At 38.2% G+C, this 22585-nt stretch carries 17 protein-coding genes; 5 read left to right on the forward strand and 12 right to left on the reverse strand.

Annotated elements, in window-relative coordinates; all coding sequences use genetic code 11:
- Positions 1-109 precede the first annotated feature (109 nt).
- The 4 genes from RIV7116_RS32770 to modB all read left to right on the forward strand — a co-directional run bounded on the left by RIV7116_RS32770 (position 110) and on the right by modB (position 10471).
- The gene (locus RIV7116_RS32770) at positions 110-3187 is read left to right on the forward strand and encodes a response regulator (RefSeq protein WP_015122649.1); all 3078 of its coding nucleotides are present in this window, start codon (positions 110-112) and stop codon (positions 3185-3187) included.
- Between the two features lie 1067 nt (positions 3188-4254).
- Positions 4255-7224 (forward strand): methyl-accepting chemotaxis protein, encoded by a 2970-nt coding sequence (locus tag RIV7116_RS32775; protein ID WP_015122652.1) that lies wholly within the window; start codon positions 4255-4257, stop codon positions 7222-7224.
- Positions 7225-7522: 298 nt separating this feature from the next.
- The gene (modA, locus tag RIV7116_RS32780) at positions 7523-8320 is read left to right on the forward strand and encodes a molybdate ABC transporter substrate-binding protein (RefSeq protein ID WP_015122653.1); all 798 of its coding nucleotides are present in this window, start codon (positions 7523-7525) and stop codon (positions 8318-8320) included.
- A 117-nt stretch (positions 8321-8437) separates the two neighbouring features.
- Positions 8438-10471, forward strand: a complete 2034-nt coding sequence (gene modB, locus RIV7116_RS32785) for a molybdate ABC transporter permease subunit (RefSeq protein ID WP_015122654.1) — start codon at positions 8438-8440, stop codon at positions 10469-10471.
- Positions 10472-10838: 367 nt separating this feature from the next.
- Here modB and RIV7116_RS32790 read toward each other — a convergent pair whose 3' ends face one another.
- The 11 genes from RIV7116_RS32790 to RIV7116_RS32840 form a co-directional block, all read right to left on the reverse strand.
- Positions 10839-11066: a type II toxin-antitoxin system HicA family toxin gene (locus RIV7116_RS32790; RefSeq protein ID WP_015122655.1), complete on the reverse strand. Its 228-nt coding sequence runs from the start codon at positions 11064-11066 to the stop codon at positions 10839-10841.
- Positions 11059-11271: a type II toxin-antitoxin system HicB family antitoxin gene (locus tag RIV7116_RS32795; protein ID WP_015122656.1), complete on the reverse strand. Its 213-nt coding sequence runs from the start codon at positions 11269-11271 to the stop codon at positions 11059-11061. The genes RIV7116_RS32790 and RIV7116_RS32795 overlap by 8 nt, the downstream gene beginning before the upstream one ends.
- 83 nt (positions 11272-11354) lie before the next feature.
- A complete protein-coding gene (locus tag RIV7116_RS32800) occupies positions 11355-11993 on the reverse strand; it encodes a Uma2 family endonuclease (RefSeq protein WP_015122657.1) in 639 nt (212 codons plus the stop codon).
- Between the two features lie 96 nt (positions 11994-12089).
- Positions 12090-12761, reverse strand: coding sequence for a hypothetical protein (locus tag RIV7116_RS32805; protein WP_015122658.1), 672 nt, complete (start codon positions 12759-12761; stop codon positions 12090-12092).
- Positions 12758-14416 carry an N-6 DNA methylase gene (locus RIV7116_RS32810; RefSeq protein WP_015122659.1) on the reverse strand — a complete coding sequence of 553 codons (1659 nt, stop codon included), beginning with the start codon at positions 14414-14416 and terminating at the stop codon, positions 12758-12760. Before RIV7116_RS32810 ends, RIV7116_RS32805 begins: the two co-directional genes overlap by 4 nt.
- Positions 14417-14858: 442 nt before the next feature.
- Complete coding sequence (locus tag RIV7116_RS32815; RefSeq protein ID WP_015122660.1) at positions 14859-15143, reverse strand: DUF427 domain-containing protein; 285 nt, start codon at positions 15141-15143, stop codon at positions 14859-14861.
- Between the two features lie 65 nt (positions 15144-15208).
- Entirely contained in the window at positions 15209-15523 is a 315-nt protein-coding gene (locus RIV7116_RS32820; protein ID WP_015122661.1) for a hypothetical protein, read from the reverse strand.
- A complete protein-coding gene (locus RIV7116_RS32825; RefSeq protein ID WP_015122662.1) occupies positions 15524-15871 on the reverse strand; it encodes a 4a-hydroxytetrahydrobiopterin dehydratase in 348 nt (115 codons plus the stop codon).
- Positions 15872-16362: 491 nt separating this feature from the next.
- Positions 16363-16929, reverse strand: a complete 567-nt coding sequence (locus tag RIV7116_RS32830) for a Uma2 family endonuclease (RefSeq protein ID WP_015122663.1) — start codon at positions 16927-16929, stop codon at positions 16363-16365.
- Positions 16930-16988: 59 nt separating this feature from the next.
- Positions 16989-17528 (reverse strand): GNAT family N-acetyltransferase, encoded by a 540-nt coding sequence (locus RIV7116_RS32835; RefSeq protein ID WP_044291317.1) that lies wholly within the window; start codon positions 17526-17528, stop codon positions 16989-16991.
- Complete coding sequence (locus RIV7116_RS32840; protein ID WP_015122665.1) at positions 17509-18162, reverse strand: pentapeptide repeat-containing protein; 654 nt, start codon at positions 18160-18162, stop codon at positions 17509-17511. The genes RIV7116_RS32835 and RIV7116_RS32840 overlap by 20 nt, the downstream gene beginning before the upstream one ends.
- Positions 18163-18257: 95 nt before the next feature.
- Here RIV7116_RS32840 and RIV7116_RS32845 point away from each other — a divergent pair, with 95 nt between their 5' ends.
- Positions 18258-19697: a sodium/glutamate symporter gene (locus RIV7116_RS32845; RefSeq protein ID WP_015122666.1), complete on the forward strand. Its 1440-nt coding sequence runs from the start codon at positions 18258-18260 to the stop codon at positions 19695-19697.
- Positions 19698-19757: 60 nt separating this feature from the next.
- Here RIV7116_RS32845 and RIV7116_RS34400 read toward each other — a convergent pair whose 3' ends face one another.
- Positions 19758-22394 (reverse strand): ABC transporter substrate-binding protein, encoded by a 2637-nt coding sequence (locus RIV7116_RS34400; protein WP_015122667.1) that lies wholly within the window; start codon positions 22392-22394, stop codon positions 19758-19760.
- Positions 22395-22585 lie beyond the last annotated feature (191 nt).

The raw sequence follows: 22585 nt of genomic DNA on the forward strand, positions 1-22585 counted from the left end.
TCACCGCCCGATGCAGTGTCCTCGAAATCGCAAATCCAAAATTCGAGAGTGACTAAGGACTGATAACTAATAACTAATTACTGATGACTAATGGCTAGGGACAAATAATATGTCACAGGACAAAGAATTGGAAATCCAGATGCAGTTTCTGGAAGAAGCTAGCGACTACCTCAATACGATTGAAGGAGTGTTGCTAGAAATCGACACCAGCAATCGCATCGATTTGGAAAAGATAAACGCCGCGCTGCGAGCTGCTCATTCCATTAAAGGAGGAGCGGCAATGATGGGATTTCGCTCCTTAAGCGATTTAGCCCACCGTCTGGAAGATTCGTTCAAAGTTCTCAAAACCAGAAAAAGCTCTTTAGAAATAGATACTCAGCTACAGAGTTTACTTCTTTCCGGAGTTGACTGGCTGCGGCAAATAGTAGAACTACATTCAGAAGGGCATGAATTAGAAGAGCAGTGGTTAGCAAGCTTCTGTTACCCAGTTTTTGACGAGTTGCACCAGCGTTTGGGCGATCCGAGTCCAGAAGATGCTTCCTCAATGCTATCTCCTGAAGATGGACAAGATATCGTCCCTTTGCTGTTTGAAACTGAAGTAGAAGGCTGCTTGCAGCGTTTGGAGTCCGTAGTAGCCGATAGCGAACAACCTTGTTTAAAGGAAGAAGTTGCCATTATGGCAGCAGAATTGGCTGGTTTGGGTGAAATGCTGCAATTGGAAGCTTTTAGCAGCTTTTGCCAATCGGTTCAAGATCGGTTGGAAGTTGCGCCGCAGGAGCAAGTTGCAGAAATTGCGAATGCAGCCCTTGCTGGCTGGAGGCGTTCTCAAGCTTTGGTTTTAACTTCTCAGATGGAAAGCTTACCTACCGAGTTGGAATTGGGTGAGACGAACTTCGATGAAGTTGCAGTACCAGTAGACTTAGAACCGGATTCTCCATTACCAATTCAAGTAGAAGAAGCACTACAGATACAGCAAGCAGAAGAAATAGAAGTCGTAGAAGAAACTTCAGAAGAAGATTGGCTTGTTGATGATGTAATTTCGGCAGATTTTGAAGCTTTAGAAGCTGCTTTTGCTCAGGAAAGTGCTACACCTGAGTTTGATGAAGTGGAGGTACATACACCTGCAAGCACTCAAGAAATTCCTGCTACCGATTACCAAACATATGTCGAACGCAAACCCGAACCAGCTGCAGTTCGGAACAGCGAATCGGTAGAAAATACAGTCCGGGTTCCTACCAAACAACTCGAAGAAATCAACGATTTGTTTGGCGAACTAATTATTCAACGTAACGGACTAAACTTGCAGATGGAAAGATTGCGTAAACTAGTTCGCAATCTCGGACAAAGGGTACAGGTTCTTGAGCGTGAAAATCAACACTTGCGTACTGCTTACGATAAAATCTCTACCCAGACTTCTGTAAAATCACAAATTCCAACTCTTGCTTTGGTTCCAGCAGAAGCTGCAAAGATTGATAGTAGCGAAAGTTATGATTCCGATAGCATTAACAATGAATTTGATGCTTTGGAAATGGATCGCTACAACGAGTTGAACCTGCTTTCCCAGGAAGTGATGGAAACCATCGTCATGGTGCAAGAGGTAACAACTGACGTTCAAATTAGTCTTGATGACACAGATAATATTTCGCGAAAATTAAATAAAACTTCAAAACAATTACAGCGCAAGCTGACTCAAGTGCGGATGCGTCCGCTATCGGATCTAACCGACCGTTTTCCCAGAGCTTTACGGGATTTATGTGTAGAATACGGTAAAAATGCTCAACTAAAATTAGAAGGCGCTAAAATTCTGATTGAGAGGAGTATTTTAGAAGCTTTAAATGACCCTTTGATGCACTTGCTCAGAAATGCTTTCGATCACGGGATTGAAAGCCCCGAAGCTAGAAAGCAGCAAGGTAAACCAGAGCAAGGTTTAATTGAAATCAAAGCTGCAAACCGTTCCAATCGCACCATAATTACCATGCGCGATGATGGTAAAGGTATTTCCCTAGATAAAATTCGCGATCGCGCCATCGGAATGGGGCTAGATGAGTCTTTGATTAATCAAGCTACTGACGAAGAAATTTTATCGTTAATTTTTGAGCCTGGGTTTACTACATCCGACCAAGTTACAGCATTATCTGGTCGTGGTGTCGGAATGGATGTGGTTCGTAACAATCTTAGACAAGTTCGGGGAGATATCAAAGTTGATACCGAACCGGGAGTCGGAACCACCTTTACGCTGTCAATGCCTTTCACGCTCTCGGTTTCCCGAGTGCTATTGGTAGAAAGCAGCAGAATGTTACTAGCTTTTCCTACGGACGTAGTAGAAGAAATATTCTTACTCGATCAAGAACAAGTTTTCCCGGTAGGTGGTGGGGAAGTTCTCAATTGGCAAGGAAAAACTTTACCTTTGATTGGACTTGCTGATTATTTACAGTTCAACTGTCCTCGTTACGACAACCCAGATTTAGAAACTCCCCCAGCAATTAATGCTACTAGCGTGTTAATTGTGAAAAATAACAATCAATCTGTAGCAATAAAAATTGATCGTTGTTGGGGAGAAATGGAAGTTGCAATTCGTCGTGTTGAAGGTGATATACCTTTACCCGATGGCTTCAATAACTGCACGATTCTTGGTGATGGAAGGGTAGTAGCTTTAGTTAACGTCGGAGAATTGCTTTACTCGATAGCTTCTAACGAACGCACTCCTAAAAACAATCAACTACCATCAACAAGGTTAAAAACAGCTTTCTTAAATCAAACCGAGGAACAAGTTGTAGAACATGTTAGTAAGGGTAAGGGGACGATTTTAATCGTAGATGATTCAATTAACGTCCGCCGATTCTTAGCATTAACCTTAGAAAAAGGTGGTTATTTAGTAGAACAAGCAAAAGATGGGCAAGATGCTCTAGAAAAACTTCAAACTGGTTTGAGCGTACAGGCTGTAATTTGCGATATTGAAATGCCTCGTGTAGATGGTTACGGCTTTTTAGGTAGAGTAAAATCTAACAACGACTTGAAAAATATACCCGTTGCAATGCTTACTTCTCGTAGTAGCGACAAACATCGACAATTAGCAATGCAATTAGGGGCGCGAGCTTACTTCTCCAAACCTTACAACGAACAAGAATTGCTGCGAACTTTGGACGATATTATTTTTCCCATTGCTGAAGCAAATACAGGTCAATGATAGGATTGCATGAGTTATGAATTGTATTTTAATCAATCAATTCATAACTCCGTTTTTTATTTTATATTAAATCAGTTTGTATCGGAATTATATATTTTAAACGCAAAGTAACGCGGAGTTGAGCGCAGCGTTCGCGGAGCGTGTCCGAAGGACATAAAGTGCGGTCTTGGGGGGTCTCCCCCATGAGCAACTTTTCAAGACAAAGGAACGCAGAGCTTTTTTCGCCCATATTTTTATCCCGCACCAATGTCAGTGGAAAAGATATTATTTCAAACTGTGACAGCTTAATATTCAAATAACTAGCCATAACCCCCTTTTCAAATGTGAAACTGGGGGTTTTGAATTGACTTATAAAATCATTAATAGCCCTAACTATAGAAAAGTGGGGCTACATAAACGAAACCTACCTCAAAATAAACAACGTAAGAGTATATCTGACAATCAGCAGTAAAGTAAATAATTTTACCTGACTAGTATAAAAATAGGCAAAACTACTCTGTAATAAAACTTTTAAACTGAAATAACGCAACAAGACAAAAGTCTAAAAAGATACTGAACTGAATTTAATTCAATTTTAAATCCATAAATACTCTTGTCACAAAATTTACCTTAATATCTTAAATCTTCAAAGCAAACTTACAGCTATATGCTTGATACTTGAGGCATAATAATTGTTAACAAAGTTAAGCAATTTAACATCAATACTTATTCTTAATAATTGTTGACGTAATTAGATAAACTGAGTTGCTTGATATACATAGATTTTAAATATAATATTGTAAATTTATTATGAAAACTAAGGTAATTTAAAATATTCTGAGATATTTTCTTAAAGCCAATTTTCCCAATTACAAACTTTTGATTCAAAAATGTATTTGAATCATGTAATAGAGAAATCATCATTTAATGACTTTTCTTGGTTTAATAGTAATACTAGATTTTTTGAACTGGATAAAAGTTAAACCTGATTCAGACTAATAGGTAAATATAGACAGCACATTAAATAGTTAAGTTTAGGTTAAAGATTATTAAAAATACGTTTTAAACGAACAAGCATAATTCTGATTATGCAGTTTGCACTTAAATACTTTAGTTATAAAAATCACTCAATAGTTTCGGATATTTCCCCGACCAAAACCTCAAATAAAGCAATGAATTATACTTCTAAAATATCCCCACAAACTAAACAAGTAAAAACAATTACCTCAAAGACGCAAAATCCTTGGCTAAAAAAGTTTTATAACTTACCCATTAGCCGCAAACAATTGTTTGCTTTAATCTTCTGTCAATTGGTATCTATTTTAGGAATAGGTATTGGAGGCACCTTAATTATTACTCAAGGTTTGCGGAATCAATTGCTCGAACAAGCCAAGTCAGAAGTTGCGGTATCGGATATTAATTACAATATTAAAATCAACCAAATGGGCTTTGGTTTTCGGGGGCAATCAGATAATGCTGCAATTATTAGGGCAGCAGTTTTGAGTGATTCCAATCGTGCTTTAGATGGAAACTTAAGAGCTTCTGTCAAGCAAATTTTACAGAATGAAATCAAAGCTAGAAATATAGAATATGCAACTTTAGTAGATAAAGATGCAAGAATTATTGTCAACGCTAATTCTGACAGAGCGGGTGAGACTTTTGATTTAGATGGGTTAGTCAATCGGGTGTTGCAGGATGCTCAACAAATTAAAGCTAGTAGGATTGTTCAAGCTTCGGAATTAAGTCAAGAAAATCCACCTCTACCAGAAGATTTTAGCAACCAAGATGCTTTAATTAGATATACTGTTACCCCTGTAAAGAATCCTCAAACCCAGGAAGTGATTGGTGCATTGATTTCTGGGGATATCGTTAACGGCAAAGATGCGATTGTTAAAGGAACATTGGAAGCTTTTGATGGTGGTTACAGCGCTGTTTATTTAAACCAAGCTGGAACATTTGATTTAGCTGCATCTCTGAAAAATAATCCTGAAGGTAATATTAATCGAGCTACACCTAATCTACCTTTGCCTCCTTCAGCTAAATCTCTACTAGAAGCAGCAGCAAAAGCTGAAGGTAAAGTACTTACCAAACGTGTCAACCTTGGAGGAATGAATTATACGGTTGCAGCCAAAGCCGTTCCCAATCAAATTATTGAAGAAGCAGAGGGACGAAAAGTTGTTTATTCAGAACAATCTCCAGCTATTTTAGTCCGGGGAACTCCAGAAACATCTTTAAATAATCTACTGACACAAAGTTTGTTGCAACAAGCTTTAACGGTATTAATTGCATTGTTATTGATTGGTTTTTGGGCTGTAATTTTACGTCGAGCAATGATTCATCCCATCGAAAACCTGCAAGAAACAGCACTAAAATTTGCAAACGGCGATCGCGCTTCTCGTGCGGAGGTTTTTGCTAGTGATGAAATTGGCGATTTAGCTGTCAGTTTTAACACGATGGCTGATAAAATTAACGAACAAACTCGCCGTCAAGAGATAGAAACAAAGACTGCCGTAAAATTAACTCAAATTACTAGTACTATTCGAGAAACTCTGGACGCAGAGGCAATTCTCAGAACATTAGTAACAAGTACCCAAGAAACTTTACGGGTAAATCGAGTTGTTTTTTACCGCTTACATGAGTCCTTTGGTGAGATAGTTGCTGAATCATCAGACTATACTTTAAATGCTGTATTGGGTAAAAAAGTTGATGACCCCTATCAGGTAAAAGAATACCCCGACGAATACGAATTTGGCACTATTAAAGCAGTAGAAAATATTCAGGATTTGCGCTTGAGTGAATCTTACTTGCAGCAGCTAAAAGATTTAGATGTCAAAGCGTTTTTGTTAGCACCAGTTTTTGTTAATAACAAGCTTTATGGTTTATTTGCTGCTCATGATTGTGCTGGTACGCGCTCTTGGGAAGAAATAGAAATCAACTTGTTTAGACAAGCAGCAATTCAAACTGGCTATGCTTTAGAACAAGCAGAGCTTTTACAACAAATTCAGCAAAAACGTAAAACAGCAGAAATTAGTTCCGAGCAGGAAAGAGAAGAAAAAGAAAGGTTGCAAATGCAGCTTTTAGAGCTTTTACAAGATATCGAAGGTGCTGCATCTGGCGATTTAACTGTACGTGCCGATGTAATCGAAGGAGAAATTGGTACCGTTGCTGATTTCTTTAACTCAATTGTTGAAAGTTTGCGAGAAATTGTTACCGAAGTTAAAACATCTGCTTCTCAAGTTAATGATTCTCTGGGTTATAACTCCAACGCAATTAGCAAATTAGCACAAGAAGCTAAAACCCAATCTTCGGAAATCAGCCATACTTTGAATGCTGTCGATAGCATGAATTCTTCGATGAAAGTAGTAGCGCAAAATGCTCATGAAGCTGCTGTAGTTGCTAACTCTGCTGCTAGCACAGCCGCACAAAGCGGTAAAGCGATGGATTTAACGGTAGAAAATATTGTCCATTTGCGAGAAACTGTTGGCGATACGGCTAAGAAAGTAAAACGTTTGGGTGAATCAACTCAAGAGATTAGTCGAGTAGTAGCCTTAATTAACCAAATTTCCATGCAAACTAACCTGCTGGCAATTAATGCAGGAATCGAAGCAGCCCGTGCGGGTGAAGAAGGACAAGGTTTTGCGGTAGTTGCTGAAGAAGTTGGGGAACTTGCAGCCAGAAGTGCTTCCGCTACTAAAGAAATTGAGCAAGTAGTAGAAAATATCCAGCGAGAAACCGGCGAATTAGTAGAATCGATGGAAGTTGGTGTTTCTCAGGTAGTCGAAGGAACTCGCGTTGTTGAAGGTGCGAAGCATTCCTTGAATCAGATCTTACAGGTTTCGCATCAAATAGATACTTTAGTAAAATCGATTTCCGAAGCTACTGCGTCTCAAGTAAAGACTTCTCAAGAAGTTAGTCAATTAATGAAAGATATTGCCGATATTTCCCAGCGCACTACAGTTTCTTCCGAACAAGTTTCCAATTCACTGCAAAAAACTGTGGAAATTTCCCAGCGTCTTCAAGATAGTGTGGGTACGTTTACAGTTGACGGTGAGCAGTGAGCAGTTATCAGTAACCAAAACCAATATCAATATTAGAAAGTATTTGTGGAGACGGATTTTCTGTCTCTATTTTTTGATTGGTTTTTAATGTAATGCAAATGAGAACCTCACCCTCGTTCCCTCTCCTTATTAAGGAGAGGGATGTTTGTCTAGTTGTTAGTTTTACCAGACATGATATTACTGACAGAATGTCAGTTATCCGTGTTACAGAATAAAAAATCGTATTTATATATAAGTATCAATTAGCTGCATAATTCATAATTATTCTTCCCTAGCAAGAATTAAATCAAGATAATAAATGAATAAAACACCTTTTGTTACTTTAATTAGCTGGGTACTGATTTCGTTTTTGACAATAGTTGGTTGCAATCAAGTTACATCAACTACGAATTCACAAGCTATAGAGTTAACTGTATCCGCTGCTGCAAGTATGCAAGATGCGCTCAAGGAAGTAGCAAAAGTTTATCAAGAAGAATATCCAAATACTAAAATTACTTACAACTTCGCTAGTAGTGGCACCTTAACGCAGCAGATTAAACAAGGGGCACCAGTCGATATTTTTATATCGGCAAATGAGAGATTTATGGATGAGCTAGATAAGAAAAATATTTTACTTTCAGGAAGTCGCAAGGACTTATTAAAAAATAATGTTGTCTTAATTGTACCGAAAAAAGATAATATTAATAACGTCTCTAATTTTCAAGAGTTAACAAATCCCAATATCAAAAGATTTTCGATTGGAGAACCAGAAAGCGTACCTGCCGGACAATATGCTAAACAAGTTTTAAGTAGTCTGAAGATTTACGAACAAATCAAACCCAAAACTGTATTCGCTAAAGATGTTCGCCAAGTATTAGCTTATGTTGAATTGGGTAATGTTGATGCTGGGATTGTCTATGCTACTGATGCCAAAATTTCCAAAAAAATCAAGATTGTAGCTACTGCATCAGAAAATAATCATAAAGCAATTATTTATCCCGTAGCAGCAATTAAACGTACCAAAAACCCAGAAGCAGCTAAAGAGTTTATTCAATTTTTATTTAGCAATCCTGCTAAAGATACTTTTAATAAGTATGGTTTTCAAATTGCTGGTTGATTTTCATTGATATCATGATATAGCTTTTATTTTATAAATTTATATTTACCAAGTATATCTTCCAAACTTTGAAGTTTTAGCAATATATAAAATCCAAAATTGGTTTAGTTTCTGCGTATGGAATTTGATTTATCTCCCTTATGGATTTCTTTGAAAACGGCAACAGTTGCAACTTTATTTGCTTTTTTCGCAGGGATTGCCGCAGCAGGCTGGATGAAGCAATATAAGGGTAAAGCTAAAGGAATAATCGATGGTATTTTAACTCTTCCTTTGGTGCTACCTCCTACTGTAGTTGGGTTTGTCTTACTGCTGCTATTTGGCATTAACAGCCCGGTAGGAAAATTGTTAATCAACTTAGAAATTAACGTTATCTTTTCGTGGCAAGCAACTGTAATTACATCAACTGTAGTTGCTTTTCCTTTGATGTATAAAACTGTATTAAGCTCTTTTGAGCATATTGATAATGATTTAATTAATTGCGCTCGTACCTTGGGAAGTTCCGAGTTGAAAATATTTTGGTTAATCCTTTTACCATTAGCTTTACCGGGAATTGCAGCAGGGACAATTTTGGCTTTTGCCAGAGCTTTGGGTGAATTTGGTGCAACTTTAATGTTAGCTGGCAGTATACCTGGTAAAACTCAAACAATGCCAATCGCGATTTTTTTCGCTGCTGAAGCCGGTGATATGCAAAAAGCTTTGATTTGGGTGTTAATAATGGTGGCAATTTCTTTAGCTGTAATTGCTACGATTCACCTTTGGGATGAATCGCAACGTATTTCTAAAAATAGAGATGGAAGTGCGAATTTAATTAGAAGCTTAATCAATTTTGTGATTTTTGGTCAGTTTGAAGATGTTAGTTTTTTTGAGAATAAACGAGAAATAAATAAATCCCTAGCTTTTGAACATCACAGCTTCGCTGGAAAAACCCGCCTGCGTGGGTTAGGGATTGGGGGAATTGATGCAGGTGGGGTTTTGGCTTTTGATAGCGCTACTTTCTTGCAGGAAGAGGTTTGTAAACGTGAAGTATTTTCGCAAGATATGTTATATTCTTCGTCTATGCAAAAATCTTCTATTAACTGTAGAAAAGAATTGATAGTTAACATCGAAAAGAATTTAAAAAGCTTTCAATTGCAAGTTAACTTTACCGCAGATAGAAACACTTTAGGATTATTAGGTGCTTCCGGCTCCGGTAAAAGTATGACTTTGCGGTGTATTGCGGGATTAGAAAAACCCTGGAGGGGAAGAATAGTCTTAAATGGAAGAGTTTTATTTGATGCCAAACGCAAAATTAACCTTCCTAGTCGTAAGCGTCGTATTGGTTTTCTGTTCCAAAACTATGCTTTATTTCCTCATATGACTGTAGCCCAAAATATCGCCTTTGGTTTGCAAGAATTACCAAAAAACGAACGCATATCTAAAGTGCGGCAATATATTGATATGATGCAGTTGCAAGATTTAGAAAATCGTTACCCGCATCAAATATCGGGGGGGCAACAGCAAAGAGTCGCTCTCGCGAGAGCTTTAGTAATTGAACCAGAAGCAATATTATTAGATGAGCCGCTTTCAGCACTCGATACTTATTTGCGAAATCAAATTGAAAAATTGCTCAGAAAAGTGCTTTCCTCTTATCAAGGTGCCACTTTATTTATTACCCATAAATTAGAAGAAGCTTATCGAGTTAGTAGCAATATTATGGTGATGTCCCAAGGGAAAGTTATTGCTAACGATACCAAGGAAAATATTTTTGAGCGATCGCCAAATTTAATCGTTGCCAAAGTAACCGAATGTAAAAATATTTCTCGTGCTGAAATTGTCGATAATCGGACAGTAAAAGCTTTGGATTGGAACTGTAATTTGACGGTAGTAGAACCGATTCCTAATAATGTGAAATATTTGGGAATACGCGCTCATCACTTGAGATTTTCCACAGATAGTAATCAAGAAAATACCTTTCCTTGTTGGGTTGCCGATATTAGCGAAACTCAACATAGAGTTAGTGTTTATTTGAAGTTGAATTATCCTGCGAGGGATTTTGAAGATTACGATTTGCAGGTGGAAATTTATAAAGAAAAATGGGTTTGTATTAAAGAGCGGAGTTTTCCTTGGTATGTGAGGTTGGAAGCAGGAAGGTTGATGTTGATGGAGAGTTGAGGATAAATAAAATACTACTTTTTGCACCATTCTTATTAAGATACATATCCCGCCTTGAAATCAATTTCTCTGCGAGAAAGCCTCCGGCTTACAAGGCTGATATATAAAGTGCGTTAAAACGCACTAAAAGACTTACTGAGTCGTCTTTAGGCGACTTTGTTTATGAGCCTGGGAATTTATTCCAAGGTAGTTGCTGAGAATGGTGCAAGATATCACTTAAAACGCACTGAGAGCCTTGCTCAAAAAATTATAATTTCATTTGAGGTGGTTAACACTTGAACCCTTGCAGAACAATATTAAATTACAGTTATAGCTAAGTTATTAAACGGTAAACTAAATAGGTATGGCTACAGTGGATTTCTATGCCTTATAGATTTTCAATAAACTCTTCACGAGTGACTAGTGCTTGTTTGAGAATACCGCTCAATGTCCCAACTTTGAGTTCATTATGCATTGGAACAACGCAGCCGATTTCTCCTTCTTCTGTGGCTTTCTTCATTACAACATGACTACCTGTTTGACGAACTTGCTCAAACCCTAAACGTTCTAAAGCCCGAATCGCTTCTTTACTTGAGATTCGTGGTAATTTAGGCACAACTAACCTCAATGCTAGTTATAAACCTAGGATTAGCTTTAGGTAAAGGAAATTCTTCAAGATAAAGTCGCGTTGCTTCTTTAACTCCAGCAACTGCTTTTTCAATGGTTTCACCTTGATCTACCGTACCAACTTCCGGACATTCAGCAATGTACATATCATCTTCTTTATATACAATGACTGTAAAGCTACGGGTTTTCGTCATATCTTACTCCAGTGAATCTTTTTTGCAAAAATCTAAATATATTTAATGTTAAATTGCTGAATAAATTTTCCATATTATATTTCTTATAATTCCTCAACCAAACGCTCCCTTAAACCCCTAATCGCAACCCCAGTACCTTGCTCGGATGCAACTTTCAATACTTGATTAATAATCCCGGACAAATCAACTTCTGGAAAATACTTACTAAACGATTGCTGTTGATATTTATCCTTAGATAAACCATAAATACTCAAACCGCTTTTTTTAAACAACCAAACTTCTGGAACTTTATAAGGTAGAAAATCCTCGGCGGCAGTATAGGAAGTAACATCAATTTCAATTACTAAATCGGGGGGTGGATCGATTTGCCAGTTAATCCTATCTTTACCCACAGCAGCTTGCCAGTTATCTATATAAAAACAGTAGTCTGGTTCAATTCCCCCTTCTTCGGGGATATCCATTGTAATGGGAGTGAAGGCTTCGTAATTGCGGTTTTCGCTATCTGACAAAGTTTCAACAATTCTAGCGAGCAAATGGGCTTCACGTCCGTGTCTGGGTAAAGGACTCATGAGTAAAATTTCGCCGTTACGATACTTAATTCTGGGAATAGAGCCATCCCCACGGCTATCGCGCAGTTTACAATAATCTTCCCAGGTTGCGGGCATTCTTACTACTGTTCCTGGGGGAAGTTGAATATCTTGAGGGGAAATTACGGCGTACATGGGATATCTGTTGTTGTTGATAAACCTTTATTAAAGCTAACATTTTGGACTATTTTCAACACCGATGAACCTCACCCCGCCTCCGGCACCTCCTTGTTAAGGAGAAGGGAAGTTTACAAAGTCTTCAAGCTGCTCGCGAAATATTCTGACTCGCTCAAATAAGGTTTTACCTGAATCTAGTAATGCTTGGGAAGGTGCAGTTACTTCTAGATTGGCAATACGTTCTTTAATTGCCATCCGAGCATAGAAAAAACGCCATCTTTGCCTGTTTATCTGCGCTACAAACCACAGCAATTCATTAAGGCTCATGTTGTATTTGGGTAACAAAACCCGCACCGAACTGCCGCCGTTACCTCTTGCCATAAATGCCCAGGGCTGTAATGCTACTTTTCCAAAAGCTGTAATAGTAATGCCTGCTTCAAACAATTCTTCTGGAATTGGATCTATCAAACTAATAATGCTGTTGGTTGAGTCACCGCTACTGATATAAGGTGTTGTACCTTCTATGTAATTTTTTTCACCTTTGGAGCGTCCGTTTTCAATATGGAAGTATTTGGATAATTCGCCGCACGTGCCGTATGGTAATTTGTCATCAACATCGTTATTTACAACCCCGAAATCTTCAATAACTACGTCAGCAAGGTGTGGTATCAAAGTTACAGCTTCAAAAATGCCGCGCATTGCTTCACTTCGCAAGCATTCAAATTCATTTTGTGAAATTTTTGGCTGGGTTAGCCATCGTTGGGGACTCCATTCAATATTAGTCATGGAAGGATGTCGGCTCCTCCGATGGTAGTTACTAATTCAGAAGTCACGGGTTTACCCTGCATAAAGGCATGAAATTGACTTACCACTTCATCAATTTGATTGCCGCTGCGTTCAACTCGCTTGCCTTTAAGTTTCTCGTATCCATCATTCCAAATTCTAGCCATGAAAACTCTATCGGTTTTGGCAAGGGGAACATGAGCTTCAGCAATCATAATCGAACTTGGTGCTGCTGTTGGATAAAACAAGTCTTCGGGAAGGCTGATAATAGCAAGCAGTTTATGTTTGAGTAAGAAGCGCTGTCGCCATAAATTATGGTCTTTGTCAGCAAATATACCAGCGTATACTACTACTGCCATTAATCCACCTGGTTCTAAAGCTTCCATTGCTCTATCAATAAATAGGTATTCTGGTTCTTCATCTTGAGAAAAGGGTGGGTTAAGAAATGCTCTAGTACATTTACGATGAATAGCTGCAAAAGCATCGTCGTCAAAGCAGCTTTCGTTGTAAATATGACTCTTGCCATCTCCCCGAAACAGCATATTTAGAACTGAAAGCGCCCAAACTGTAGGATTTGTATCGAAGCCCATGATTGAATCTTTGACTTTTTCCATTTCCGCCGCACTACGAACTTTTTGCTTCATGGCATCAAAAGCAGAAACTAGAAAGCCACCCGTACCAGCAGAAATATCAATAACTTTATCTCTGACGCTGACTTGAATTAAGTCTACACACATGCGGGTGATATGTCGCGGTGTAAATACAATACCCAGAGCATTATTATCATAGCCATAACGCAAGAAAGCTTCGTAGAACATTCCTAAAAAATCGGCATCTGTTTGAATTACCGAACGAACGTTAAGCCGGTTTAATGTGTTGACAATTCTACCTATATACGGTGCCAGACGATTGAAATCTGCACCGGATAAGCGCAATGCATCTTTAAGTCTTTCTCTGCTTAGTTGCGACTGTTGCTGTAGGCTATCAATTGCACTTTTGACTAACTCGTTGACTGACTGCAATACATGAGAAGCTGTATTATCAATTTGCCCCTCATACATTGCCAGCACTACAGCACCAATTACTTTAGGGCGAAGTGGAGCTTCAATTTTTGCCGTGCGGAGAATGCGACTGGTTTCAATGGCTGCATCAACAAACTCTGCTTGTGAAGGTACGCTTACCGTTGTCGAACCATCTTCTGCTTTTAATGCAGTCTCAACTTCTGCTATAGATGGAAAAGTAGTTAAAGCAAATTTATTTGAGGTGAGAGCAGTCCATCCCTGATTAGTTAGAAAAGATACACTAATTTCAAATCCCTTATCTTCTTCTCCAGCAGCAGCAACTGCTAATTTAATCTTATATTTGCCTGCCGCATTAATTTTGTTAGCGTAATCTTGGGCTTGTTTTTGCGCTTGTTTTAGCTTTCCGGCTTGATTCTTTGCCTCGACTATGATGGTAGGGTTTCCAGCCAAACAGAAAAGAAAATCGGGGCGATCGCCTTTAAGTCCAACATCAGCAAAATAAGCTTCAATTTCTTGCTCTTCGAGAACATCCCCACCGCTACCGACATAGCGCAAATCCCAACCACGACGCTGGGCTTCCCGTCGGACATAATAGCGACATCGGTTTTCGGATCTGCGATTTTTTCGGGAAACCATGCACCTGTAGTAATTTAGCTAATTGCCGTATTTATTAAATAAAAGTCCAAAAAATATATAGCGGTTTTCACTTCAGTGCAATACAGATATGACCTCACCCCGCCCTCCGGGTACCCCTCTCCTTGTTAAGCAGAGGGGATGGGGGTGAGGTGGCGGAATGCATGGTACTCAACTGAAATTCGGTATATTAGTTGGTAAATCCTATTTAATTAAATTTACATAAATATGTGAGTTAAACAAAAACAAGACTTACGCAATTGTCACAATATCCCGTTGGTGGGCGACACTAAAAACATTGTTACTACCTTCGGGTATTGCTCAAGGAGTCACAGCACCCTACTACAAGAATAATATGTCAGTTGCGTAATTCCTCAAAAATTAAAACAAAATAGAGACACAATAATTAGCGTCTCTATAATATTGGGAATTATTGGTTAATGATTCAATTTTCGACCTTTACACCACGCCAAAAAGCAACATAATTTTCAAAATGTTTTGCTTTTTCTTTGGCACTAGGATAATACCAAGCAGCGTCTTTATTCACTTCTCCGTTAACTTCAATATTGTAGTAGTTAGCAGTACCTTTCCAAGGGCACATACTATGCTTATCGCTTTCCTTGAAATACTCTTTATTAATAGATTCTGCGGGGAAGTAATGATTTCCTTCCACCATCACGGTTTTATCGCTTTCGGCTAAGACTGCACCATTCCAAGTTGCTTTTGACATAATCAGTAATCAGTGACCAGTAACCAGTTAATTGTACCTAGTTGATGCTTAATTTTGTCATTTATCTATGATTCCTTCTTCAGTTTGCCTCGCCAGCACAAGCTATTTGTATTAAGTTGCCGGATATATTCGTCTGATTGAGAAATGATTGCTTTCGCTAGAGAAATTGCTTTTTCAAGTTGAGCTTTATTTAGCTGCTGGTATGCTGCACCTTGACGTTTATCGAGAACATCGTACCAACAGCATCCAAACAGATTATCAAGAATAATTCTTTGAAAGCAATGGTTAAATCGCACGGGAAACTGACGCTGTTTTGCGAGATTCGGAAGCACCTCGTTTGTTAACTGCAAATATTCTTGACGTAGTTTTTCTAACGACATTTATCTCGATTTTGCAGCAATCTCGTCTGTTTTGGCTGCCATAATAAAATCGTTGCGGTGTAACCCTCCAATTGCATGAGTCCACCACATAACGGTAACTTTGCCGTATTCGGTGACTAAAGCTGGGTGATGTTCCTGATTTTCCGCTTCTTCGCCAACTTTATTGGTAAAATTCAAAGCTGACTTGAAATCAGAAAATTTGAAAACTCGTTCTAAACGCTTTTCACCATTTTCTTCCTTAATATTCCATTCCGGAATTTCTGGGTGAAGTTTGCTTATCTCTTCCTCGGTAACAGCAGGTGAATCACCGGTACAGGCATCGCATTTTTGTTGCTTAAGGTTTCCCATTGTTCGTCACCTTTGTTTATCGGGTTTTATATAAGGAACCATAAGCCTTAATGGTTCTGGTGTAATCTTTCGGAAGAAAGAAAAGAAGGTAGAAAAACAGTTTTACTTATTAACCTTTGTCATTAATGATGCCGAATATCTTCCTCCTGCTGGGATATTTCTAGCTGATACTCCTGTTCGTGTTCTTGCTCTAGGCTTATTTATTGCTTCTGGTTGCTGGCGAAACAGAGATGAGAAGTTTTCTTCTTGGTTTTATGATTACCTCTTGGGGAGCATCCCAATTATGCAAAAAGCCCGCAGACTAAAAGCCTGGGGCTAATACTACCAAGCCCACCTTCGTGGGCTAAGAATCTTAGTAGCACACGAAGGTGGGCTTCGTTTATGTAGCCGCACCCTTGCAGGGTGTCGGGTAAAATGTTTGTTCCGGCATCGGGATGCTCCCACCTCTTGGGGAAGAGGGGGAAGAAAAAATTGTCTTAATTAATTTGTATTTAATTGAAAAACTTCTGAATATCACAATTAAACCCCGGCAAAATTGGCGAAGTTATTTCATCATCTTCTATGAGCGTTGCAACTAACACTAACAAAGCATTTTCACGACGGTAAACTTCTATTTGTCGCAATCGCCAATCTACAATCCAATATTCTTTCACTCCTTTAATAGAGTAAAGCTTTAACTTAGCTTCTTTATCGCGTCTTTCGTTGACATTTCCGGCAGAAAGAACTTCAACAACTAATTCCGGGGCACCTGTTAAATGTCCTTCATCATCAACTAATTGCTCTAATCTTTCATTGCTAATCCAAACTACATCGGGAATCACATTATCAGCATCAGAAAATATAATTCCGGGAGTAAAAAAGGGCTGACCTAAATTTGTTTGTTCAGACCAGTTGAAAATATTAGCATAAATACGTCCACCAACACCTTGGTGACGAATGTGTGGAGCGCGACTCACAAATAATTCCCCGTCAATAATTTCATAACGTTTCCATTCGTCTGCTGCTAAAACTTCTAAGTCAGCTATTGTCCAACGGATTTTATCTGGTGTTTGAGTCATAATATTACTATAGGTTCAAGGTTAAAGGTTAAAGGTTAAAAATAATATTGATTCATAATTCAGAAGCCTTCACTTCCAAGTTTCTCCCACTCTTCGCGACTAATTCCATAAACTACTGCTTTGTTACCTAAAACTTTTGTTTCTCCTTCTAACTTTTCTCCTAATTTCTCAGCAACTTTCCTCGATGCTGCATTATCTGGACGAATCAAACTAATTACATGAGATTGCTGCAACTTTGTAAATGCAAAATCCATCGAAGCTTTTCCCGCTTCGGTTGCAAAACCACGTCCCCAAAAATTTCGTCGCAAGCTCCAACCAACTTCTAAACCAATCCAACCTTCGGGTTTCCAGCAGCCAATTCTACCTATCATTTCACCGCTTTTCCGTTCTTCAACAGCCCACAAACCATATCCACGGAAGTACCAATGACCTATTATTGCTGCCATACTGCGCCAAGATTCGGCACGAGATAATACTTTGCCTTTACCGATGTAGCGCATAACTTCTTCATCAGCGCACATTTGAGCATAAGCATCTAAATCTTGTTCGCAAAATCCGCGCAAAATTAGACGGTTGGTTTCAAGGATGGGAATATTCATCATCAAAAATCGCTCCGTCTAAGTTAGCGCTTTTCAAATCTGTATAAGAAAGTTTGGCTCCTCTTAAATCTGCTTCGCTCAAGTTAACGTTATCCAAACAAGCATAATTTAAGTTTGCCCCTTTAAGATTTGCACCAGATAAGTTTGCATTCTGCAAGTTCGCTCTTAACAATGTCGATTGACTCAAGTTACAATCGCTTAAATTTGCCTGAGTCATATCTGCTGAGATTAAATCAGCTTGACTGAGGTTTGTTTGACGCAAATCAGCAAAATTTAATTTAGCGTAACTCAAGTTTATATCAGTTAAATTCAGCGAACAAAGTTGGGCACATCTCAAATTAGCGTTATAAAAATACCTATCTCCAATTGAATAACGCCTTAAAAGCTCATCAGTCGTAAATCTTTCTAAAATTGCTTGAGTTGCACCTTGGTAACACCATTTTGCTTGTATTAGATTCGCAGCAGTATTAATAGCAATTTCATCAACTTTTTCTAATACCACACCATTACAGTCATCGCGATCGCCACCTAACATAAAGGCAATATCAGCAGCCGCATTAGGTGAGTCAAACAATAAAACATTTTGTTCTTGCTTGCTTTTGAAACCAATTAATCTGTATAGTAATTCTTTCATTATTAATTAAGGAGTAATTTTTAATATCGAAATTATTTGAATATTGTTTCAGTTTTCCCGATATAAGAATAAACGTTTAACAAAGCTTACTGATAATGTTCCAACTTATAGATGTATTCTGGGCTTATACTCTAATTGCTATTTTAATTCTTGTCGGACGTTTTATCAGACAGCGTGTAGGTATATTGAAATCTTTGTTCATACCTAGTTCGGTTGTTGCGGGTGTAGTTGCTTTATTATTGGGACCAAGTGCTTTAGGTGCTGTTATCAAAAATACCGTTGCTGCCGATTCGACTTTGGTAAACGGGATTTTCCCCGAAGCTATTTTAACAGTATGGTCAAAGTCTCCTGGAATTTTTATTAATATTGTATTTGCTACTTTATTTCTGGGACAAATAATTCCCGGTTGGCGGACTATTTGGCAGCAAGCTTCACCTCAAGCGGCTTTTGGTCAAATATTAGGGTGGGGACAATACGTTATAGGTTTGATACTAGGAATTACAGTATTAACTCCTATTTTTCAATTACCTCCCATCGCAGCTTCTTTAATTGAAGTTGCTTTTGAAGGGGGACACGGTACATCGGCGGGGATGGCTGATACTTTTCAAGAATTGGGTTTTCCGGAAGCTGCGGATCTATCTTTAACTTTAGCAACTATCGGGCTGGTTTCTGGGATTATCATTGGTACCTGGTTGATAGATTGGGGAAGACGCACCGGAAGAATTCAATTACAGCCTCACGATGATATTAGTTCGGAAATTGACCAAAATAGCATTCATGTAAATACGGAAGAACATCCAACCACTACAGCAGCTAGAGATAGATTATTTAAAGATTTACTAATTGACCCGATATCGCTAAACTTTGGTTTTGTAGGATTAGCTGTTGCAATTGGTTGGTTAATTTTACAAGTTTTAGGATTTGTAGAATCAATTACCTGGGGAAGTGGAGACGGATTAAAGTTAATTGCTTTTGTACCTTTGTTTCCAATGGCTTTAATTGGGGGAATTTTGGTGCAGTTGCTGTTAGTTAAGACAAATCGCAGCTATATGGTTAGCCGCCCTTTAATGGAGCGGATTGGCGGCTTGGCTTTGGATGTGACTATTGTCACGGCACTGGCTAGCATTTCTCTTACGGCTTTGGGTGCAAATTTAGTTCCTTTATTAATTTTGGCTGTTGGCGGTATCGTTTGGAATGTTTGCGTATACGTGTTTTTAGCGCCGCGCTTAATTCCTTTTTTCCCGAATGAAAGGGGTTTGGGCGATTTAGGGCAATCGATGGGAGTTACCGCTACTGGTATCTTATTGTTGCGGATGGTCGATCCCGATAACCGTACAGGTGCTTTTGAATGTTTTGCTTATAAGCAGTTATTATTTGAACCAATTTTAGGAGGAGGGTTATTTACTGCTGCTGCTCCTGCTTTAATTGCTAGATATGGTTCAATTCCGATGTTGTTATTTACATCTGTAATTTTGGCTTTCTGGTTAATATTTGGGTTTTGGAATTGCAAGCAGTTGAGGAAGAGTAATGGGTAATTGGTAATTGGTAATTGGTAATAAATAACTATCGAAACCTTCAAAATATAGAAAGATATTTTACTGCTGGGGAACTCTAACGAATTTACAATTATCTGGTGTCTTCGCGTCGCATTTTACTTGAACTAAAACCCCGATTTCAGACTCGTTTTCGCGGGTAATCTTGCGATCGCCGTTTTCAAATTCTACTTTTCCTGCTGCACCCGGAGCAAAGAAATCGGGTTGGGATAAAACTTGTTTCAATCTTTGGCGAGTTGGATTGTTGCCCATACGTTTCAAACCTTCAACAATTACCATAGTTGCATCGTATGACATAGCAGCACGTCCATTAATTTCGGCTTTCCAAAGTGTTGAAGCATCTCTTTCAAATTTACCGGGATTAATTTCGTTTCTATGCCAGTAAAAACCAGCAACAACATTTTCAGCAGATTTTTTCAGAATTTTATCGCTGTATATCGTCGTACCACCTAACAAAAATAATTTATTCGGATTGTTGTTATTGAGGTAAAACAGTTCTAAAGCCTTATCGATAGTATTTTGATTAATTTCAGGTAAAAAAAGCATTACTTCCGCTTTCTTATCGATGGCAGAATATAAACATTTTCTGGCTCTAAAGTTACCGTTAAGTTCGCATTTAGAAACAACTTCACCGCCTTTTGATTCTAAATCATTTTTAAATTTATCGTAGGTAGACTTACTCCATTCGCGATTGACGTAAACTATGGCGGCTTTTCTGTAACCTTTAACATCAACCATATAGTCAACTAACTCTTCAACAGCTGTTGGAGGTACGCGAAATACCCATTCGCTAAAATCAAATCCTTTTTGATTAATTTCTGATTTTCTTAAAGCGTTACTAGTAGGAGAAACAGCTACAATTTTACCGTCGTATATTTTACCTGCTTGTAGAGTTGAACTGCTAGAATAATGACCTGCTACTGCTAAAATCTCTTGGTTTTTCACCAATTTTTGGGCAACATTCTCAACGACAGATTTGTTGTCTTTATCATCAACTATCATTACCTGCAATAATCTGCCATTAATTCCACCTTTACAGTTAATTTCATTTTGAGCTTGGGCTACTCCTCGCAATAAATCCCTAGCAATATGAGATTCAGCACTAATAGGAACGGGAACGGCTATTTTTAGTATTTTATTACTAGGATTATTATTGGTATTATTTGACGGCTCACAAGTATTCAAATTTGATTTTAAACTGTTGGGAATGGGAAGAAGATTAATTCTAGATAACTGCTCTGTAACTGCATTATTTAAATAAATTAATGTTTCTGGGTCGTTAGGTTTTTCATTTAAAGACTTCTTGAAATGTTTAGCCGCTTCAATAAAATTTTTATTTGCAAAAGCTCCAACCCCAGAATCTTTATGAGGAGTGGGAATAGAATCGAGACGAATTAATATTTTTTCTCCCCAACTAAAGTTATCACCTAAGTCTTGTAGAGTTTCTAAAGATTTTATGCCTGAGTTTGTATTTGTTTTACTAGTAGCTGATATTGTTTGTGAAGAGATATTATTATTAGCTTGCGAAAGACTTTCACGAATGTAATTACCAGCAAAAATAAGCGCGATTGCAACTCCACCTACAACGATTTTTTTAACATTTTTTATCGAAGATTCAGCCCACAGCAAAGGACGTGCTGCCGGATTTTGACAAATTACAGGCAACCAAGAAGCACAGGGGAAATTATCTTCCATCCATTCGAGACGCTGACGGGCATTTCTTACGGCTACATATAAAGAATGCCCTTGAGAAAAATCTTCTAAAAAGTATTTTAAAAATTGTCTTGCTACCTCATCAGGTACCGGCTCGCGCATAACAATCATTTGCGGAACTCCTATACCCCGCAATTCATCGGCTAAACCCAAGCCATCGCAAGAATTAAAAATTGCTAATTTTAAACCATTTCTAACGGCAGTTCTTAAAGTATTTCTTAACCTATTGAGCGAAATGCTCTCGCTGTTGTTTATTTGAATTTGCCCGGTTTTACATTCTTCTCCAGAAGAACTATGTCCCGCAAAAAATAAAATATCCCAATGTTGTTTCCACAAACTTTCACTTAATTCACTTCGTTGGGGCTGTTCCAACCAAGTAACTTTGGCTCCCCGACGGCTTAATGTGGCAATTAATTCTCTATCTGAAGTCAAATCTAATCCTTCACTGTCCCCGAAAATAGCCAAAATTTTAACGGGACGCTTTAAAGGTTCTGTAGGGGGTGCATAATCGGCACTTAAGGCAAATTCAGCATGAGGACGGTTATCAAATAATTGCCATAAGTGCCAAGGAAGCTTTTTTAGATAAATATTATGAGTATCAATAATTACTCTAATAAATTCATCTGGCTGCGTTTTTTCTTCTATACTGACTCTTAATTCTCTCCAGGAAAGTTGAGATAACCACTCATTTAAATAGTTCTCAAATATATTCCTAGCTTGATTTTCATCTTCGATTATCGAAACACGAGTCACTTGAGCGGAAGGAACATCGATTTGTCTAATATTTTCACCCAAATCTCGGTATTTATCTTGCCATTCTTGGTACAAGCGAGGGATTTCCGGTGCGGGAGGAAGAGTAACTCGATTTCTAAAATGTATGCGTCCGTCTTCGCCTATTCCGAGTCTTACAGGAAAACCTTGCTCAAAACTACCTTCGTCAATATTCAGTACAACCAACTTGTTCATGACGGTTTATAAGTAATGGTTTTTTAAAGCCTTAGTCTCATTTTATAATAGTAATTATACGGATTGAATAGATAATTAAGGCAAATGTTTCTATTTCTGATACAAATTACAGAAAACTGCATTACTTTCTAACAAATATAGAGACGCGAACTATCGCGTCTCTAGGAAAATAAAATATTAATTAAGATTAG

Source organism: Rivularia sp. PCC 7116 (assembly GCF_000316665.1).
Lineage (GTDB): Bacteria > Cyanobacteriota > Cyanobacteriia > Cyanobacteriales > Nostocaceae > Rivularia.

Coding starts and splice junctions, on each gene's coding strand:
- modA (WP_015122653.1), top strand. CDS start 7,523: ATGAATAAAACACCTTTTGTTACTTTAATTAGCTGGGTACTGATTTCG.
- RIV7116_RS32770 (WP_015122649.1), top strand. CDS start 110: ATGTCACAGGACAAAGAATTGGAAATCCAGATGCAGTTTCTGGAAGAA.
- RIV7116_RS32845 (WP_015122666.1), top strand. CDS start 18,258: ATGTTCCAACTTATAGATGTATTCTGGGCTTATACTCTAATTGCTATT.
- RIV7116_RS32810 (WP_015122659.1), bottom strand. CDS start 14,416: ATGGTTTCCCGAAAAAATCGCAGATCCGAAAACCGATGTCGCTATTAT.
- RIV7116_RS32835 (WP_044291317.1), bottom strand. CDS start 17,528: ATGAATATTCCCATCCTTGAAACCAACCGTCTAATTTTGCGCGGATTT.
- RIV7116_RS32830 (WP_015122663.1), bottom strand. CDS start 16,929: ATGACTCAAACACCAGATAAAATCCGTTGGACAATAGCTGACTTAGAA.
- RIV7116_RS32795 (WP_015122656.1), bottom strand. CDS start 11,271: ATGACGAAAACCCGTAGCTTTACAGTCATTGTATATAAAGAAGATGAT.
- RIV7116_RS32815 (WP_015122660.1), bottom strand. CDS start 15,143: ATGTCAAAAGCAACTTGGAATGGTGCAGTCTTAGCCGAAAGCGATAAA.
- RIV7116_RS32820 (WP_015122661.1), bottom strand. CDS start 15,523: ATGTCGTTAGAAAAACTACGTCAAGAATATTTGCAGTTAACAAACGAG.
- RIV7116_RS32800 (WP_015122657.1), bottom strand. CDS start 11,993: ATGTACGCCGTAATTTCCCCTCAAGATATTCAACTTCCCCCAGGAACA.
- modB (WP_015122654.1), top strand. CDS start 8,438: ATGGAATTTGATTTATCTCCCTTATGGATTTCTTTGAAAACGGCAACA.
- RIV7116_RS32840 (WP_015122665.1), bottom strand. CDS start 18,162: ATGAAAGAATTACTATACAGATTAATTGGTTTCAAAAGCAAGCAAGAA.
- RIV7116_RS32775 (WP_015122652.1), top strand. CDS start 4,255: ATGCAGTTTGCACTTAAATACTTTAGTTATAAAAATCACTCAATAGTT.
- RIV7116_RS34400 (WP_015122667.1), bottom strand. CDS start 22,394: ATGAACAAGTTGGTTGTACTGAATATTGACGAAGGTAGTTTTGAGCAA.
- RIV7116_RS32805 (WP_015122658.1), bottom strand. CDS start 12,761: ATGACTAATATTGAATGGAGTCCCCAACGATGGCTAACCCAGCCAAAA.
- RIV7116_RS32825 (WP_015122662.1), bottom strand. CDS start 15,871: ATGGGAAACCTTAAGCAACAAAAATGCGATGCCTGTACCGGTGATTCA.